Genomic DNA, 17,186 nt, shown 5'->3' on the forward strand with positions numbered 1-17,186 from the left:
GTAAAAAAAATGGTCAACCTGGTGGTTGACCAATTCTTCAGCAAATACTGAAGAGAGCACGGGATAAATCGGGTTGTACGGTTTTATATGAAAAAGTCGTGCCAACTTTTCAAAACCTGTTATTTGCGGCCTGTAGCTGAATTGTGTGTTATTTATCGCTACCGTGATTGCAAAATGCAATTCTCATTTTTTCATTATAAGAATGCAGTGCCGAGAATTCGCGTTTTGCAAACTAACCGTTGACTCACTCTTTGACTCACTGTGCGATCAGTCGGCGCAAGAACTGGCGCGCCGCTTCACTGTTCTGTTTGGCAATCAACATCTGTTTTTCATAGATCGGCATGGGCAGGATCTCGAGCCAGCGCTGGCAGAGCCAGGCTGCATCGTCGAACTGCTTGTCCGGGTAGAGCTCATCCAGTTCCGGGTATTGTGCAAAGACCTCTCTCAATCGGCTGACCAGCTGGTTGTCGCTGACATCAGAATCCGCACTCGGCCAGTTGGGCAACGGCTCGACCTGGGCGTGCCTGAGGCCTGCGCTATCCGTTTCCATCTCGTGGATGCAGAAGCGTTCAAGGCCGAGCACGGTGACCCCGAGCAAACCGTCGTTGAGGGTATAAAAATCAGTCACCTTGACGCGGGTTCCGACCGGGAGAATCCGTCCGCAGGTGCCCGTGCTGGTGGTCTCTTCCATCACGATGCCAAAGCCACGATCCTCGAGGAAGGACTCCTTGAGCATCTGCAGGTGGCGCGGCTCGAACAGGCGAAGGGGGAGCTTGCCGCCGGGCAGAATATGGGACGGCAAGGGGAACAGTGCCAGTTGTTGAAGTTTCATGTTCCATCCTCCTAATCAGTCATTGCTGAATGTGACAATGCAGTGACCGTGCCAGAGAGAGGTGGCGTGGCGAAGGGGTGAGCTATTTCCCGTGGTTATTTTTAATATCCATTTAAAATCAATCTATTGTGATTTGATGTCGCGAATGCAAGCAAGGTAGTGCGAAAGGGATTCAGGTGAGGTGTTAGGGCGCCGAACATACCCCGTGTGCAGAATGAGTCTATTTTCGCATATTGCAAATTTGATTCATGCAAAATGCCTGTTACAGACCCATTCAGCGATTGGGGGCAAAGGCCAGGGGATCAGGTGGTCAATTCGGTGTGCTGTGTAGTGCCGGGGTAAAACCACTGCCGAGACGCCGTGCCAGTACCTGGGTCAGCGCCTGTTTGAGCAGCGCAAACTGGTGGGGTTGAACGTTGAATCGCTGGTGACGCCTGCCGAGATCGCGAATGATGAAACCCAGTGCATCCAGCTGGGAGAGGCTGGTGATGACGGTGTTCAGGGTGTCCGACACCTTGGCAACGGGCAGCTCCTGATATGGGGGAAAGAGGGCCCTGAGTTCGGGGGACAATCTGAACAGCTCTTCATACACCTCCTGGACATAGCTGTTGTTCAGGGCACTCACCCTGCCCCAGGCTTTCTGGACCAGCTCTATCTGCTCAAAGGTCATGTCGATGTTTCCTTCCCGTGCGATGTCATGAAAATAATAATCCATCTACTCAATAGAGCACCGGGTTCCGCGCCATTTGGGGAAAAGGAGAGGGGGCCAGCAAGGAGGCACGGATGGTGACCCCTTGCTGGCAGGAGGCCGGGACCTCAGTTGCGCTGTTCCAGGTACATGACGGCTGCTTCGACGCGGCTTTGGGCCTCGAGCTTTTTCAGCAGGCTCTTGACGTGGACCTTGACGGTTCCCTCGGAGATATGGAGCACTGAGGCGACCTGCTTGTTGGACAACCCCTTGGCGATTTCACGCATGATCTGCATCTCGCGTCGGGTCAGGCTCTCCAGCTTCTGCTGCAGGTGGTCCAGCTCGTAGATGTTCTCGAGATAGGGACGTAGCGGCTCGCTCAGGATCTGCTTGCCGGTCATCACGTCAGTCAGCTGGGCCAGCAGCATGTCAGGCTCGGTGTCCTTGAGCAGATAGCCGTCCGCGCCTGCCTTGAGCAGGGCAACCACATCCTGGCGGGCGTCAGAGACGGTCAGGATCACCACGCGGGAAGTCACCTCTTCGGCCCGCAGCGCCTTGAGGGTATCGAGACCTGACAACCCCTTCATGTTGAGGTCGAGCAGGATAAGGTCCGGTTCGGACTCTTTGGCCATGGCCATGGCCACGGCGTCGGTGCCGTTGGAGGCCTCGCCAACCACGTCGATGTTATCTTCCAACTCCAGCAGTTGCACAATTCCCTTGCGCATCAGGGGGTGGTCATCCACGACCAGAACACTGTATTTCATCTCGTCCATCAGGCGTCTCTTGTTAGGCTGGTGGGAAAGGTCAGGTGTATGCGGGTGCCCCCGGAGGGCGGTTCACTGATGGTCAACTGGCCGCGCAATTTGCTGGCGCGTTCATTCATGATGCTGAGACCGTAGTGATTCACCGCCGAGCTTGCGCCCCTTATTCCAACACCATCGTCTGCAATCTGAACCTGGATGTTACCATCAGCGAGGGTCTCACAGCTAACGTCAATGTGCCGCGCGCTGGCATGCTTGATGGCATTGAGCACTGCCTCACGGATCAGCTGCAGGATGTGGATGTGCTGCCCCGCTTCCAGGTCGGTGTCCGTCAGTCCGTACTGGAGCCTGATGTCGGCGTGCGTCTGGGGTTTGAGCTGCTCGAGCATGACCGCGATGGCTTCACCCAGGTTGGCATCGCCGATGCTGAGGCGGAAGGTGCCGAGCAGTTCGCGCAACTGGGTATAAGCATTGCTGAGTCCCTCGTCGATCTGCTCCATGGCTGCCTCGGTCTTGGCCCTGTCCCCCTTGGCGAAGGAGCGCTTGAGCAGCGTGGCCTGGATCTTCAGGTAAGAGAGGGCCTGGGCGAGGGAGTCGTGCAGTTCACGGGCGATGACGGCGCGCTCTTCCATCAGCAGCAGGCGCTGGTGCTGCAGCAGGGTCTGATCCTTGTGCAGCACCTGGGCCAGCAACATGGAGAAGTTCTTCATCAGCCGCTCGTCGATGGGGTGGTCGCTTATCAAGTCGAGCCGGCCGTACTCCTCGTCATCCATCTGCAGGTAGAAGCTCACCACGGCGTCCAGATCCCCCGGCCACCCCTTGCGACCTGTGATGTAGACCGGCATCGCATTGTGCTCGAAGCGGGTGAGGCGGATGTACTCGATGTGCTGGTGGGCGGCGGCCCGCTCCAGCAGCTTTTGCAGGGTGCGGCGGCTGAGGGGCGCCGCGTGCAGTTTCTGGGCGGTGGAATAGAGGAAGGAGAGGGTGTCGTTGGCCTGTTGCAGCTTGGCCGTTTTCTCCTCCACCTTGCTCTCCAGCTCCCGGTAGAGTTTGCCAAGCTCGTCGGCCATGGTCGCGAACGCTCCCGACAGCTCTCCCAGCTCGTTCTCACAGTGGGGGGGCAGGGTGAGATCGAATTCCTGACGCTGGATCTGGCGTGCGCAATAGACCAGCTGATTGAGGGGCGCCACCACCTGCTGGCGGGTGAAGCGCACCGTGCACCAGGCGATGGTGATGATGGCGAGCAGCCCTAGCCCCTCGGCCAGGGCCAGCATGCGCACCTTGAACTCCACGTGGTACTGCATCTGGTTGACGAAGTCATCGATGGCGGCGACGAACTGTTCCGTATTATCGGTATAACGGCTGGGAGTGGCATTCTCGATGTGTTCGCGCATCACTTGCCATTGCAAGAGGACTTCACCATAGGTGCGGCGCAGGGAGGCGGGCGTGATCCAGCGCTGGGTCTCCTGCAGCTCGGGGGCATGAAGGGTCTGTTCAAACTGGGCGAGCCGACCGAGGACGACCTGATCCTTCTCGATTTCATAGGCCATGCGGTAGGCCTGCATGCGCAGGGATCCCGACAGGTTGATGGCCTTGGCATCGGGAACCGAATAGAAGAGGGTGACCATGGCCACCACGGCGATCAGGCTGGCCATGAACAGGATCAGCACCATGGAGCGACCGATGGCGCTGCTGACCGACTGCACTCTGAACCATTTTCCCATGCCGACCGGCTCCCTTTTCACCCACAAAGACCCCACAAAGTAGCATGGGAGTGTACTCCAAGTTGTGCTAGCATCGAAAAACTAGATGAACTCCGAGCGATTTTGCCTAAGTCATTGAGATAGGGGGAGATCGCCGTCAGCCGATGTTCGAGCTGAAAGGGTCAGGAAAGAAATGCCCTGGCCTCCCGTATTTGGAAAGGTGTTTATGTTGCCACTTGAAGATGGTTTTTCCCGTCGCTTTTACTATTTGCGTCTGTCGGTCACCGACGTCTGCAATTTCCGCTGTACCTACTGTCTGCCGGACGGCTATCACCCGCCGAAAGGAGATGGTGAGGGGCGCCAGTCCTTCCTCTCCCTGGAGGAGATCCGTCGCGTCGTCTCCGGGTTTGCGGCCATGGGGACGCGCAAGGTGCGTCTGACTGGAGGCGAGCCCTCCCTGCGCCGCGACTTCACGGCCATCATCGAGACCGTGGCCAATACTCCCGGCATCGAGAAGGTGGCCATGACCACCAACGGGTATCGGCTCAAGGAGCGTGCCCGCGAGTGGTTCGATGCGGGGCTGACGGCCCTGAACGTCAGCGTCGACAGCCTGGATCCCCGTCAGTTCCACCAGATCACCGGCGAGAACAAGCTGGCGGAGGTGATGGCGGGGATAGACGCCGCCCTGAGTGCCGGTTTCCGGTCGGTCAAGATCAACGCCGTGCTGCTCAAGGGGCTCAATGATCATCAGCTCGAGACATTCCTCGCCTGGATCCGGGACAAACCTATCGAGCTTCGTTTCATCGAACTGATGCAGACCGGCGAGATGGACGCCCTGTTTCGCGATCACCATACCAGCGGTGAACTCATCAAGCAGCGCCTGCAAGAGAGCGGCTGGGTGCAGCAGCTGCGCGGCCTGGATGATGGCCCTGCCCAGGTGTTCACGCATCCGGACTCGAGGGGCGGGGTGGGGCTCATCATGCCCTACAGCAAGGATTTTTGCGCCGGTTGCAACCGGCTGCGGGTCTCCTCCAAGGGCAAGCTGCACCTGTGCCTCTTTGGCGACAACGGGGTGGAACTGCGGGATCTGCTCACCGATGACAGCCAGCAGGAGGCGCTGCAATGGCGTATTCGCCAGGCGCTGACCGGCAAGGCCGCCACCCATCGCCTCCATGAAGGCAATGCAGGCATGACCCCCCACCTGGCCTCCATCGGCGGCTGACAGCCGCCGTGCACCTCAAATAACCTTCGATTAATTATCAATCCTCACATAGGGGTAATTTACCTTGCCCCTGCTGTGTCTAATTGTGCCAAGGGTTTGATCCAGCGCAAGAATCCCCCCTGTTTATCTCCCTGGTGGTATATCCCCTGACTTGTCAGGGCCGCAATATACACCCACGCTTATAATTGGTATTGAAAATGCCAGTCACGGGATCCGCGCGGGGGCATCCGTCCCCGAAAAGAGGAGTCGATATGACCGACGGGGTCAACTTGTCACGCAGAGGCCTGTTTCGGGGACGCCTGAGCGCTCCCAAGGCCGGGATCCAGTTGCCCTGGTCCGTCTCCTGGGACGAGTTCGTGGCCGGCTGCACCCGCTGCGGCGACTGTCTGGCGGCCTGTCCGGAGCAGATCCTGATCAAGGGGGACGGAGGCTTCCCCACGGTGGATTTTCACCGCGGCGAGTGCACCTTCTGCACCGAGTGCGTCAGCGCCTGCCAGGCGCCGGTGTTCAGGCCGACAACCCAGACACCCTGGGAGTATGTGGCCCATATCGAGGCGGGCTGTCTGGCCACTGCCCAGGTGTTCTGCCAGCGCTGTCAGGACAGCTGCGAGCAGCAGGCCATCCGCTTTTCCCCCCGGCTGGGGCGCGTACCCACCCCCAGCATCCATGCCGAGTCGTGCAACGGCTGCGGGGCCTGCGTGGCGGATTGCCCTGTGGGCAGCATCAGCATCGGTCTGTCTCGTGGCGAGGCTTCGCGATGACCCAAGAGACGAACAAGTTGGAAAACGGTGATATGACGCGAGAAGAGTTCCATGTATCCAGCCTGGTGGTGCTGACCCAGCCCGATCTGCGCCACGCCCTGGCAGAGCGGATTGCGACCCTGGACGGGGCCGAGATCCACGCCGTCAGCGAGGAGGGCAAGCTGGTGGTGACCCTGGAGGGGCCGAGCCAGCGCCCCATCATGGCGGCCATCGACACCATTCAGGGGTTGCCCGGGGTGCTCTCTGCGGCCCTGATCTACCACCAGTTCGATGAAATGGACGCCGAAGATGGGGAATAAGGCGTCATGTGGCAGAAGCGCAAGAGTCGTTCGCTGACCGCCACGAGTAATACACGGGATGCCGGGTCTGTTGTCTGCGTTCGATGAACGAAAAGCCCAGAGCAAAGGAATAAAGCGCCATGGAGCTGAGCCAGCGCGGCTCGTCACAATGGCTGTCATTGATGTGATTAAGCAATGCGAGGATATGTCATGAAGCTGAGTCGACGCGACTTTATGAAGGCCAATGCGGTGGCGGCAGCCGCTGCCGTGGCCGGTGTCAGTGCCCCCACTCTGGCGGCGAACCTGATCACCAGTACCGACAAGACCGCCATCACCTGGGACAAGGCGCCGTGCCGCTTCTGCGGGACCGGCTGCTCCGTGCTGGTGGGCTCCCAGGCTGGCCGCGTCGTGGCGACCCAGGGGGATCCCGATGCACCGGTCAACCGTGGCCTGAACTGCATCAAGGGCTACTTCCTCTCCAAGATCATGTACGGGGAGGATCGCCTGACCCAGCCCATGCTGCGCATGACGAACGGCAAGTTCGACAAGAACGGCAACTTCGCCCCCATCAGTTGGGATCAGGCCTTCGACATCATGGCCGAGAAGTTCAAGGCGACCCTGAAAGAGAAGGGCCCGACCGCCGTCGGCATGTTCGGCTCCGGCCAGTGGACCGTCTGGGAAGGCTATGCCGCCGCCAAGCTGATGAAGGCAGGCCTGCGCTCCAACAACCTGGATCCCAATGCCCGTCACTGCATGGCCTCCGCGGTAGTGGGCTTCATGCGTACCTTCGGCATGGATGAACCCATGGGCTGCTACGACGACATCGAGCAGGCCGACGCCTTCGTGTTGTGGGGCTCCAACATGGCCGAGATGCACCCCATCCTCTGGTCGCGCATCTCCGATCGCCGTCTGTCCCACCAGGATGTGCAGGTGCACGTGCTCTCAACCTTCGAGCACCGCAGCTTCGAGCTGGCGGACAACGGACTGGTGTTCACCCCCCAGACCGATCTGGCGATCCTCAACTACATCGCCAACTACATCATCCAGAACGACAAGGTGAACTGGGAGTTCGTCAACAAGCACACCCAGTTCCGCAAAGGGGTGACCGACATCGGCTACGGCCTGCGTCCCACCAACCCGCTGCAGCAAAAGGCCAAGAACCCGGACAGCGGCGACTCCACCCCGATGAGCTTCGAGGACTTCGCCAAGTTCGTGGCGGATTACGATCTGGAGTCCGTCTCCAAGCTATCCGGTGTGCCCAAGGACAAGCTCGAGAAGCTGGCCCAGATCTATGCGGATCCGGACAAGAAGGTGGTCTCCTACTGGACCATGGGCTTCAACCAGCACACCCGTGGCGTCTGGGCCAACAACCTCTGCTACAACATCCACCTGCTGACCGGCAAGATCTCCCAGCCGGGCTCCGGCCCCTTCTCCCTGACCGGCCAGCCCTCCGCCTGTGGTACCGCCCGTGAAGTGGGTACCTTCGCCCACCGTCTGCCGGCGGACATGGTGGTCACGGATCCCAAACACCGCGCCATCGCCGAGAAGATCTGGAAGCTGCCGGAAGGCACCATCCCGGAGCAGGTGGGCTACCACGCGGTGCTGCAAAACCGCATGCTCAAGGATGGCAAGCTCAACGCCTACTGGGTGATGTGCAACAACAACATGCAGGCCGGCCCGAACATGAACGAAGAGGCGCTGCCCGGTTATCGCAACCCGGCCAACTTCATCGTGGTCTCCGACCCTTATCCGACCGTGACCGCCCAGGCGGCCGATCTTATCCTGCCCACCGCCATGTGGGTGGAGAAAGAGGGGGCCTACGGCAACGCCGAACGTCGCACCCAGTTCTGGCACCAGCAGGTGAAGGCACCGGAAGGCGCCAAGTCCGACCTGTGGCAGCTGATGGAGTTCTCCAAACGCTTCACCGTGGAAGAGGTGTGGCCGGCTGAGTTGATTGCCAAGATGCCGGAAGTGAAGGGCAAGACCCTGTTCGACGTGCTCTATGCCAACGGCCAGGTGAACCAGTTCCCGAAAGAGCAGAGCAAGGGGGCCCTGAACGACGAGGCCGAGCACTTTGGTTTCTACGTCCAGAAGGGGCTGTTCGAGGAGTACGCCTCCTTCGGTCGCGGCCATGGCCACGACCTGGCGCCGTTCGATCAGTATCACGAGGCCCGTGGCCTGCGCTGGCCGGTGGTGGACGGCAAGGAGACCCTGTGGCGCTATCGCGAAGGGTTCGACCCTTACGTGAAAGCGGGGGAGGGGGTGCGCTTCTACGGCAAACCCGACGGCAAGGCGGTGATCTTCGCGCTGCCCTATGAGCCGGCTGCCGAAGCTCCGGACAAAGAGTACGACATGTGGCTCTCTACCGGCCGCGTGCTGGAGCACTGGCACACCGGCACCATGACCCGCCGTGTCCCCGAGCTCTATCGCGCCTTCCCGGATGCGGTGCTCTTCATGCACCCGGAAGATGCCAAGGCTCGCGGTGTGCGCCGTGGCGAAGAGGTGATCGTTTCCTCCCGCCGGGGCGAGGTGAAGACCCGGGTCGAGACTCGTGGCCGCAACCGTCCGCCCAAGGGATTGGTGTTCATGCCCTTCTTCGACGCGAGCCAGCTGGTCAACAAGCTGACCCTGGACGCCACGGATCCGCTCTCCAAAGAGACGGATTACAAGAAGTGCGCCGTCAAGGTCATGAAGGCCTGAGGCGGGGGAGCGCGAGATGAGTCGTAGTCGGCGCCAGTTTCTGGCCGACATGGCCAAGGGGGCCTGCGGTGTGGGCCTGCTTGGTGTGGGGCTTGGTGGCGTGGCGCGCCAGCAGGTGCAGGCTTTGCCTGCCCAGGCGCTGCGCCCGCCGGCGGCCCTCGACGAGGCCGAGTTCCTCGGCGCCTGCGTGCGCTGCGGGCTCTGCGCCCTGGCCTGCCCCTACGACACTCTCAAGCTCGCCCGGCTGTTTGAACCCGTGACCACCGGCACCCCTTACTTCAAGGCGCGCGCCGTCCCGTGCGAGATGTGTGACGACATCCCCTGCGTGGCGGCCTGCCCGAGCGGGGCGCTGGATAGGGCCATGACCGACATCGATCAGGCACGGATGGGGGTGGCGGTGCTCATCGATCACGAGACCTGCCTCAACTACCTGGGGCTGCGCTGCGACGTCTGCTACCGGGTCTGCCCCCTCATCGACAAGGCCATTACCCTGGAGCTGCAGCACAACCCGCGCACCGGCAAGCACGCCATGTTCCTGCCCACGGTGCACAGCGATGTCTGCACCGGCTGCGGCAAGTGCGAGCATGCCTGCGTGCTGGAGGAGGCGGCCATCAAGGTGGTGCCTCGCCAGCTTGCCAAGGGGGAGCTGGGTCACCACTACCGGCTCGGGTGGGAAGAGAAGGAGAAGGCGGGCAAGTCCCTCATCGGTGAGCGACTGACCCTGCCGACCCGCAAACCGGAGGGTCTATGAGTCGGTATCCGGGGGCCGAGGCCACGGCCAGGCTGGGGTGGTGGCGTGCCCACCGCTTCCTGCTGCTGCGCCGGCTTTGCCAGTTCGGGGTGCTGGGGCTGTTCCTGCTGGGGCCGCTCGCGGGCATCTGGATCCTCAAGGGCAACCTCTCCAGCTCCCTGCTGCTGGAGACGGTGCCCCTCACGGATCCCCTGACCCTGTTGCAGTCGTTGGCGGCGGGCCAGTGGCCCATCCCCACCCTCTGGCTCGGGGCCGGGCTGGTGCTCGCGGGTTACTGGCTGGTCGGGGGCGGGTGTTCTGCTCCTGGGTCTGTCCGGTCAACCTGGTCACCGATGCCGCCGCCTGGCTCAGGGGGCGACTTGGCCTCAAGGGCAATGGTCAGTTCAACCGCGCTACCCGCTACTGGCTGCTGGCCATGGTGCTGGTGGCGCCGGCCATCACAGGCGTGCTGGTGTGGGAGCTGGTCAACCCGGTGTCGCTCACCCTGCGGGGCCTGCTGTTTGGCATGGGGGCGGGCTGGGGCCTGCTGGCGGCGCTGTTCCTGTTCGACCTTTTTGTGGTGGAGCGGGGCTGGTGCGGCCACCTTTGTCCGGTGGGGGCCTTCTATGCCCTGGTCAACCGGGTCGGGTTCATCAAGATTGCAGCCTCGGGGCGCGAGCGGTGCAGCAACTGCATGGATTGCTATGCGGTCTGCCCGGAGCGTCCCATCCTGCGCGGCCCCGTTCACGGTGCCAGGCGTGGTCACGGGCCCTTGATTGCGGCTCAGGAGTGTACCAACTGCGGCCGTTGCATCGATGTCTGCGCGGAGCAAGTTTTTGAAATCACTGTAGGTTTTGCCGTCAAGGCAGAGAAAACGTCGGAGAACACATAATGAAGAAGCTGATTGGAGCAATGCTGGCCTGCCTGATGGCGGGTTCCTTGATGGCGGCCGTCCCCGAGATCACCAACAGCACGGGGGGCATCAAGTCGGAGCGGGGAAGCACGGATCTGGTGACGGATGCCGACGCGGCCCCCATGAAGAACTTTCGCAAGGATGGCGACCTCTACGATCGCCAGTACATGCACCAGCCCCCGCTGATCCCCCACGACACCCGCAACTATGAAGTGGACAACAAGGTCAACAAGTGCCTGGCCTGTCACAGCTTCAAGAACGCCAGTGCCATGAAGGCCCCCAAGATAAGCCCCACCCACTTCGAGACCCGCGACGGCATGACCCTGGGCGAAGTCTCGCCGCGTCGCTACTTCTGTCTGCAGTGCCACGTGCCGCAAGCGGATGCCAAGCCGCTGGTGAACAATACCTTCAAACCGGTTGAAGCGCTGAACTGAGGAACCCGTAGATGAAATTACCCGGCTTTGTGAAGCGTCTGTGGACCACCTTCAAGTCACCGTCGAAGGCGGCCCTCTGGGTCATCCTGCTGATGGGCTTCTTTGGTGGCGTCATCTTCTGGGGCGGGTTCAACACCGCCATGGAAGCGTCCAACACCGAGGCCTTCTGCACCGGTTGCCACGAGATGAAGGACAACGTGTTCGTGGAGTACCGCGACACCATCCACTACGCCAACCGCTCCGGCGTGCGGGCCAGCTGCCCGGATTGCCACGTACCCCACGAATGGACCTACAAGATCATCCGCAAGGTGCAGGCCTCCAAGGAGCTGTGGGGCATGATCACCGGCAAGGTGGATACCCGCGAGAAGTTTGAATCCCACCGGCGGGAGATGGCCGAGCGGGAGTGGCAGCGGATGAAGGAGACGGATTCGCGCGAGTGCCGCAACTGCCACAACTTCGAGTACATGGACTTCTCCCTGCAAGGGCGTCGGGCCGCCCAGATGCACTCCACCAACCTGGCAAGCGGGGCCAACACCTGCATCGACTGCCACAAGGGGATTGCGCACCAACTGCCTGACATGAAAGGGGTGCCAGGCTTCTGATGAGAAGGCCGCCGGATCCCCGGGATCCGGCGGCCTTCGAGATTAATGGGCAATGACGCCCCCCAGCCAGACATCTTTTGATAGAATCCCTTCCCGGCAACGCGGCGCCCACCGGCTCCTTTCATGGCTGGCACCACGGTGCGGCGCGTTCACCTCATCCTCTCGTGGTCAATGATTGACAGGAATGGCCCCAATGGCACCCAAACACAGCGAATTCATCCCTCTCAAGATCGCCGTCCTGACGGTTTCCGACAGTCGCACCGCTGCCGATGACAGCTCGGGGGACTATCTGGTCGAGGCCCTGACCCAGAGCGGCCACGTGCTGGCCGACCGGGCGCTCTGCCCCGACAACCTGTTTCGCATCCGCGCCCAGGTGAGCGACTGGATTGCCGACGAGGGAGTCCAGGTGGTGCTCATCAACGGCGGCACCGGCTTCAACGAGCAGAACCGGGTGCCCGAGGCGGTCGGCGTGCTGTTCGAGCGCACGGTGCAGGGCTTTGGCGAGATGTTCCGCCAGCTCTCGTTTGCCGAAATCAAGGGCTCTGCCATGCAGAGCCGTGCCCTGGCAGGGCTCGCCAATCGCACCCTGATCTGCTGCCTGCCCGGCTCCACCGGCGCCTGCCGTCTGGGCTGGGAACAGCTTATCCGGGATCAGCTCGACGCCCGTACCCGGCCGTGCAACTTCGTGACCCATCTGTGATCTCGGGAGTAAACCCGGATCATCCATCTTATTTTTCGATAGGTGCATAGATGAACCTGACTCATCTCAACCAGAGCGGCGAGGCCCACATGGTGGATGTCACCGACAAGCAGGTGACCGAACGCGAGGCCCGCGCCGAGGCTTTCGTGACCATGGCCCCCGAGACCCTGGCGTTGATCCTGAGCGGTCAGCACCACAAGGGGGACGTGTTCGCCACCGCCCGCATCGCCGGCATCATGGCGGCCAAGAAGACCGCCGACCTCATTCCCCTGTGCCATCCCCTGGCCCTGACCCGGGTGGAGGTAGAGATAGCCCCCCAGACGGCGCACAATCGGGTCCATATCCGCACCCTGTGCAAGCTCTCGGGCAAGACCGGGGTGGAGATGGAGGCGCTCACCGCCGCCTCGGTGGCGGCCCTGACCATCTACGACATGTGCAAGGCGGTGCAAAAGGACATGGTGATCGAGCAGGTGCGTCTGGTGGAGAAAAAGGGTGGTAAATCCGGTCATTTCCAACTGGGTGCGACCAAAGGAGAGCAGGCATGATCAAGGTTCTGTTTTTTGCGCAGGTCCGTGAGCTGGTCGGCTGCGACGAGCTCAGCCTGCCTTGCGACTACGCCAGTGCCGATGCCCTTCGCGCCGCCTTGAGCGAGCGGGGTGACAAGTGGGCGCTGGCACTCGAATCCGGCAAGCTCCTGGTGGCGGTCAACCAGACCCTGGTACCGCTGGATACCCCCCTCCATGACGGGGATGAGGTCGCCTTCTTCCCGCCGGTGACCGGAGGTTAAGGATGAACGAGATAATGACCGTAGATCGCGCCACTGAGCTGCGGGACTGTGGTGAGGCCGCCTTCTTCCCTCTCCTTCCAGTGACGACAGGAGGCTGACCATGACCGATCGCATTCTGGTGCAGCGGGATGACTTCTCGCTGGCGGACGAATATGCCCGCCTTGCTGCCCGGCAGGACACAGGCGCGATTGTCAGCTTTGTCGGCAAGGTGCGCGACTTCAATCAGGGGGAGCATGTGAAAGGGCTGGCCCTCGAGCACTACCCCGGCATGACCGAGAAGGCGCTGACGAACATAGTGGCCGAGGCCCGCGGGCGCTGGCCCCTGCAGGAGTGCACCCTCATTCACCGCATCGGCGAGCTGCTGCTCGGGGATCAGATCGTGCTGGTGGTGGTGAGCAGCGCCCACCGCGAGGCGGCTTTCGAGGCCTGCCACTTCATCATGGATTTCTTGAAGACCCGGGCGCCGTTCTGGAAAAAAGAGCTGACCGCCGACGGGGTGCAGCGCTGGGTCGAGGCCAGGGCGAGCGATGACGCCGCCCTGGCCCGCTGGCAACAAGGGGAGTGAGCCTCGGGCTCGCGTCAATCGATCCGGCCGTGCCGGAACATAAGGAGCAAAGGAATGAAGAGATGGGTATCCGTGTTGGTGCTGGGCGCCGGCGCCATGTACAGCGGTGCTGTGCTGGCTGACGAGGTCAAGGTGGCGGTGGCGGCCAACTTCAAGGGCACCATAGAGCGCATCGGCAAGGAGTTCACCGCCAAGACCGGCCACAGCGTCGTCATCAGTTCGGCGGCCACCGGCGTGCTCTATACCCAGATCACCCACGGTGCGCCCTTCGATCTCTTCCTCTCGGCCGACGTGGCGACCCCTCAAAAGCTGGAGTCGGAAGGCAAGGGGAGCGAACGCTTCACCTATGCCATCGGTCAGCTCGGCCTCTGGCAGAAGGGGGGGCCTGCTCCTGACGAGGCCACCTTGCGCCACTGGCAGGGGGAGCTGGCCATCGCCAACCCCAAGACAGCGCCCTATGGCGCCGCCGCCATGGCGACCCTGGCTCACCTCAAGATCGATCCCAAGCAGTATCGGGTGCTGACCGGCACCAACATCAGCCAGACCTGGCAGTTCGTCGACACCGGCAATGCGAAGCTGGGCTTCGTCGCCTGGGCCAACCTGGTGGAGGCGGGCAAGACCGGCGAAGCCTGGGCGGTGCCGGCCAGCTTCTATCCCCCCATCGAGCAGCAGGCCCTGGTGCTGAAGAAAGGGGCGGCGGTGGATGCCCTGGTCGCCTGGCTCAAGGGGCCGGGACAGGCGCAGATCAAGGCGGCGGGTTACGCCCTGCCGCAGTAAGCGCCCGGCGTCTGCCGGGGGCCGGCCAGCCCCGTGCTGGCCAGATCCGGTGCCTGACGTGTCTCAAGACGGCGCCCGTCATGACGGCGCCCTGTTTTTTATCGACACCCGAGAGGGGACCCTATGAGTGAAGGGGATCTGCTGGCGGTCTGGTTGACCCTGAAACTGGCGGCCAGCACCACTGCCATCCTGCTGCTGCTGTCGCCGCCGCTCGCCTGGTGGCTGTCTCGCAGCCAGCACCGGCTGCGCCCCCTGGTGGAGGCCATGGTGGCCCTGCCGCTGGTGCTGCCGCCCACCGTGCTCGGTTTCTATCTGCTGCTGGCCTTCTCCCCGGAGTACGGCCTCGGTGGCTGGTGGCGGGAGACTTTCGGGGCCCCGCTCGCCTTCAGCTTTCTCGGCCTGCTCATCGCCTCCGTCATCTATTCGCTCCCCTTCGTGGTACAACCCCTCACCTCCGCCTTCGTCAACATGGGCAACAAGGAGCTGGAGGCTGCCGCCACCCTGGGGATGGGCCCGTTTGAGCGCTTCTTTCGCATCATCCTGCCGATGACGCTGCCCAGCTTCGTGATGGCGGCGGCGCTGGGCTTTGCCCACACCCTGGGGGAGTTCGGGGTGGTGCTGATGATTGGCGGCAACATTCCCGGGGAGACCCAGGTGCTCTCCATCGCCCTGTTTGATCACGTGGAGGCGATGGATTACCAGAATGCCCATATTCTGGCCGGCGGCCTGATGGGCTTCTCCCTGGTGATGCTGGTGCTGGTCTACGGCGTGCTGCAACGTCGGCAACGGAGGCTGTTCGGATGAACCTCTACCTCAAGGCCAGACGTGATTTCGGCCCCTTCACCCTGGCGTGCGATCTGGCGTTGCCCCCCAGCCGCATCCTCGGCCTGTTCGGTCCTTCGGGTTGTGGCAAGAGCACCCTGCTGCGCATCATCGCCGGGCTCGACAGGGCCCCGGGCGATGCCCTGCGCTGGCAGGGGCGCGAGCTTGCAGCCCTGCCCCCCGAGGCGCGGCGCATCGGGCTGGTGTTTCAGGATGCTCGTCTCTTCCCCCACCTGAGCGTGCTCGGCAACCTGCAACTGGCGGCTCGCAAGGGGAGGGGGCGCTGGCAGCCAGAGGATCTGGCTGCGCGCCTCGGCTTTGCCGAGCTGCTGGGGCAACCGGCCCACGGCCTCTCCGGCGGGCAGCGTCAGCGGGTGGCACTGGCCAGGGCCTTGCTGGCCGAGCCTCATCTGCTGCTGCTGGATGAACCCTTCTCGGCGCTGGACAGGCGCAGCCGCATCCATCAGGCCCACGTGCTCAAGGGCTTGCAGCAGGAGAGCGGCATCCCCATGATCTTCGTCAGCCACGCCATGGAGGAGGTGAGCCTGCTCTGCGATGGACTGGTGCTGCTGGCAGAGGGACGGGTGGAGGCCCAGGGCCCCCCCGAGGAGATCTTCGCCCGCACCGACCTGTCGCTGGCCAGTCGCGACGACGTCGGGGTCATGCTCTCGACGACCCTGTCCCACTACGACGAGCACGAGCAGATGGCGACCCTGCGACTCGGGGAGCAGACCCTGATGGTGACCATGGAGCATGCCCCCGATGAAGCGGGCCCCTTGCAGATCAAGGTGGCGGCGCGGGATCTGGTGATCGCCACCGAGCCCATCGTGCACTCCTGCCTCTCCAACTGCCTCGAGACCCGGCTGCTGGAGGTGCGGGAGGTGCGACCCGGGCAGACCCTGTTGCAGTTGGCGCTGGGGCAGCAGATACTGCTGGCCCGGATCACCAGCCGCTCCGCGCAGCGGCTCGCCCTGACGCCGGCCATGCGTCTCTACGCCTACATCAAGGCGGTGAGCCTGGTGGGAGAGGGGTAGACGGGGGACCGGAGTACGAATTGGCTGGCCATGAGTGGCCGGCATGTCGTCGAGAAAGGGGGGACGGGTGCGTCGCAATCAGGTAATGAAATCCCATGGCTTGGCCCTGCGCAGTGCGGGGGAGGGGCCCTTGCTGCTCTTGTTGCACGGGCTGGGCTCTTCCAGCCTCGACTGGCAGGCGCAGATCGAGCGTTTTTCCGAGCGCTACCGGGTGGTGGCCATCGACTTGCGCGGCCACGGCCAGAGCATGCAGGAGGGGCCCTTTGACGTGCCCACCCTGGCGGCGGATGTGGCCCGCTGGCTCGACGAGCAGCCCGAGCCTGCCTGGGTAGTGGGGTTGTCGCTCGGTGCCATGGTGGCGCTGGAGCTGGCGCTGCAACTGCCCCACAAGGTGCAGGGGCTGGTGCTGGTCAACGGCTTCAGCGAATTTCTGCTGGAGACGCCAAAGGAGCAGGAGCGCTATGCCATGCGCCTCAAGTGGCTGCGCTGGTTCGGCATGCGGCCGCTGGCGTGGTGGCTCGGCCGCGAGCTCTTTCCCGGCCCCGATCTCGCCCAGGTGCGCCACACCTTCCGGGGGCGCTTCGTGCGCAACAAAAAGAAGACCTACAAGGCGCTGCTGGAGGCGCTGCCCGGCTGGTCGGTGCGGGCTCGTCTCGGCACCCTCTGGCAGCCGGTGGCCATCATCTCCACCAGTCACGACTATCTGCCCCTGGCGCGGCGGGTGGAGCAGTTCGCCTCCCTGCCGAATGCCACCATCCACACCCCGGATGGTCACCACGCCTGGCCGGCGGAAGATCCCTCCGGGTTCAATCATCTGTTGCAGCGGATCCTCTCAACCCATTGAGGGGAGCAGACAGCAGAGGTAGATAAAAAAGCC

At 62.6% G+C, this 17,186-nt stretch carries 19 protein-coding genes, 1 pseudogene and 1 riboswitch; of the genes and pseudogenes, 16 read left to right on the forward strand and 4 right to left on the reverse strand.

Annotated elements, in window-relative coordinates; translation table 11 throughout:
- Positions 1-256: 256 nt before the first annotated feature.
- From C2U47_RS18055 to narQ, 4 genes are all read right to left on the reverse strand, one after another.
- Positions 257-832, reverse strand: a complete 576-nt coding sequence (locus C2U47_RS18055; RefSeq protein ID WP_010674148.1) for an LON peptidase substrate-binding domain-containing protein — start codon at positions 830-832, stop codon at positions 257-259.
- Positions 833-1,142: 310 nt separating this feature from the next.
- Positions 1,143-1,502, reverse strand: a complete 360-nt coding sequence (locus tag C2U47_RS18060) for a globin domain-containing protein (RefSeq protein WP_010674149.1) — start codon at positions 1,500-1,502, stop codon at positions 1,143-1,145.
- A 146-nt stretch (positions 1,503-1,648) separates the two neighbouring features.
- Complete coding sequence (gene narL, locus C2U47_RS18065) at positions 1,649-2,293, reverse strand: two-component system response regulator NarL (RefSeq protein WP_010674150.1); 645 nt, start codon at positions 2,291-2,293, stop codon at positions 1,649-1,651.
- Complete coding sequence (gene narQ / locus C2U47_RS18070; RefSeq protein WP_010674151.1) at positions 2,293-4,005, reverse strand: nitrate/nitrite two-component system sensor histidine kinase NarQ; 1,713 nt, start codon at positions 4,003-4,005, stop codon at positions 2,293-2,295. Before narQ ends, narL begins: the two co-directional genes overlap by 1 nt.
- Positions 4,006-4,083: 78 nt before the next feature.
- Positions 4,084-4,223: riboswitch (molybdenum cofactor riboswitch) on the forward strand.
- Between narQ and moaA the strand changes: the two genes are divergently transcribed.
- The 16 genes and pseudogenes from moaA (at position 4,211) to C2U47_RS18150 (ending at position 17,153) form a co-directional block, all read left to right on the forward strand.
- Positions 4,211-5,206 carry a GTP 3',8-cyclase MoaA gene (gene moaA, locus C2U47_RS18075; protein WP_010674152.1) on the forward strand — a complete coding sequence of 332 codons (996 nt, stop codon included), beginning with the start codon at positions 4,211-4,213 and terminating at the stop codon, positions 5,204-5,206. It overlaps the preceding riboswitch by 13 nt.
- 251 nt (positions 5,207-5,457) lie before the next feature.
- Positions 5,458-5,967, forward strand: coding sequence for a ferredoxin-type protein NapF (napF, locus tag C2U47_RS18080; RefSeq protein ID WP_010674153.1), 510 nt, complete (start codon positions 5,458-5,460; stop codon positions 5,965-5,967).
- On the forward strand, positions 5,964-6,266 hold the full coding sequence (locus tag C2U47_RS18085; RefSeq protein ID WP_010674154.1) for a chaperone NapD: 303 nt from the start codon (positions 5,964-5,966) through the stop codon (positions 6,264-6,266). The genes napF and C2U47_RS18085 overlap by 4 nt, the downstream gene beginning before the upstream one ends.
- 189 nt (positions 6,267-6,455) lie before the next feature.
- Positions 6,456-8,945 carry a nitrate reductase catalytic subunit NapA gene (gene napA / locus C2U47_RS18090; RefSeq protein ID WP_010674155.1) on the forward strand — a complete coding sequence of 830 codons (2,490 nt, stop codon included), beginning with the start codon at positions 6,456-6,458 and terminating at the stop codon, positions 8,943-8,945.
- Between the two features lie 16 nt (positions 8,946-8,961).
- Positions 8,962-9,696 carry a ferredoxin-type protein NapG gene (gene napG / locus C2U47_RS18095; protein ID WP_010674156.1) on the forward strand — a complete coding sequence of 245 codons (735 nt, stop codon included), beginning with the start codon at positions 8,962-8,964 and terminating at the stop codon, positions 9,694-9,696.
- A pseudogene (gene napH / locus C2U47_RS18100) lies at positions 9,693-10,567 on the forward strand (quinol dehydrogenase ferredoxin subunit NapH). Before napG ends, napH begins: the two are co-directional and overlap by 4 nt.
- The gene (locus tag C2U47_RS18105) at positions 10,567-11,022 is read left to right on the forward strand and encodes a nitrate reductase cytochrome c-type subunit (protein ID WP_029314277.1); all 456 of its coding nucleotides are present in this window, start codon (positions 10,567-10,569) and stop codon (positions 11,020-11,022) included. The pseudogene napH and the gene C2U47_RS18105 overlap by 1 nt, the downstream one beginning before the upstream one ends.
- 11 nt (positions 11,023-11,033) lie before the next feature.
- On the forward strand, positions 11,034-11,624 hold the full coding sequence (locus C2U47_RS18110) for a cytochrome c3 family protein (RefSeq protein WP_010674159.1): 591 nt from the start codon (positions 11,034-11,036) through the stop codon (positions 11,622-11,624).
- Positions 11,625-11,817: 193 nt separating this feature from the next.
- Positions 11,818-12,324, forward strand: coding sequence for a molybdenum cofactor biosynthesis protein B (gene moaB / locus C2U47_RS18115; protein ID WP_010674160.1), 507 nt, complete (start codon positions 11,818-11,820; stop codon positions 12,322-12,324).
- A gap of 50 nt (positions 12,325-12,374) precedes the next feature.
- Entirely contained in the window at positions 12,375-12,869 is a 495-nt protein-coding gene (gene moaC / locus C2U47_RS18120) for a cyclic pyranopterin monophosphate synthase MoaC (protein WP_010674161.1), read from the forward strand.
- The gene (gene moaD / locus C2U47_RS18125; protein WP_010674162.1) at positions 12,866-13,111 is read left to right on the forward strand and encodes a molybdopterin synthase sulfur carrier subunit; all 246 of its coding nucleotides are present in this window, start codon (positions 12,866-12,868) and stop codon (positions 13,109-13,111) included. Before moaC ends, moaD begins: the two co-directional genes overlap by 4 nt.
- A gap of 100 nt (positions 13,112-13,211) precedes the next feature.
- Positions 13,212-13,676 carry a molybdopterin synthase catalytic subunit MoaE gene (gene moaE / locus C2U47_RS18130; protein WP_010674163.1) on the forward strand — a complete coding sequence of 155 codons (465 nt, stop codon included), beginning with the start codon at positions 13,212-13,214 and terminating at the stop codon, positions 13,674-13,676.
- Between the two features lie 54 nt (positions 13,677-13,730).
- Positions 13,731-14,453 (forward strand): molybdate ABC transporter substrate-binding protein, encoded by a 723-nt coding sequence (gene modA / locus C2U47_RS18135; RefSeq protein ID WP_010674164.1) that lies wholly within the window; start codon positions 13,731-13,733, stop codon positions 14,451-14,453.
- A gap of 123 nt (positions 14,454-14,576) precedes the next feature.
- The gene (modB, locus tag C2U47_RS18140) at positions 14,577-15,257 is read left to right on the forward strand and encodes a molybdate ABC transporter permease subunit (protein ID WP_010674165.1); all 681 of its coding nucleotides are present in this window, start codon (positions 14,577-14,579) and stop codon (positions 15,255-15,257) included.
- Complete coding sequence (gene modC / locus C2U47_RS18145; protein WP_010674166.1) at positions 15,254-16,309, forward strand: molybdenum ABC transporter ATP-binding protein; 1,056 nt, start codon at positions 15,254-15,256, stop codon at positions 16,307-16,309. Before modB ends, modC begins: the two co-directional genes overlap by 4 nt.
- Positions 16,310-16,376: 67 nt before the next feature.
- Positions 16,377-17,153 (forward strand): alpha/beta fold hydrolase, encoded by a 777-nt coding sequence (locus C2U47_RS18150; RefSeq protein WP_029314280.1) that lies wholly within the window; start codon positions 16,377-16,379, stop codon positions 17,151-17,153.
- Positions 17,154-17,186 lie beyond the last annotated feature (33 nt).

Source organism: Aeromonas sp. ASNIH7, assembly GCF_002903485.1.
Classification (GTDB): domain Bacteria; phylum Pseudomonadota; class Gammaproteobacteria; order Enterobacterales; family Aeromonadaceae; genus Aeromonas; species Aeromonas caviae.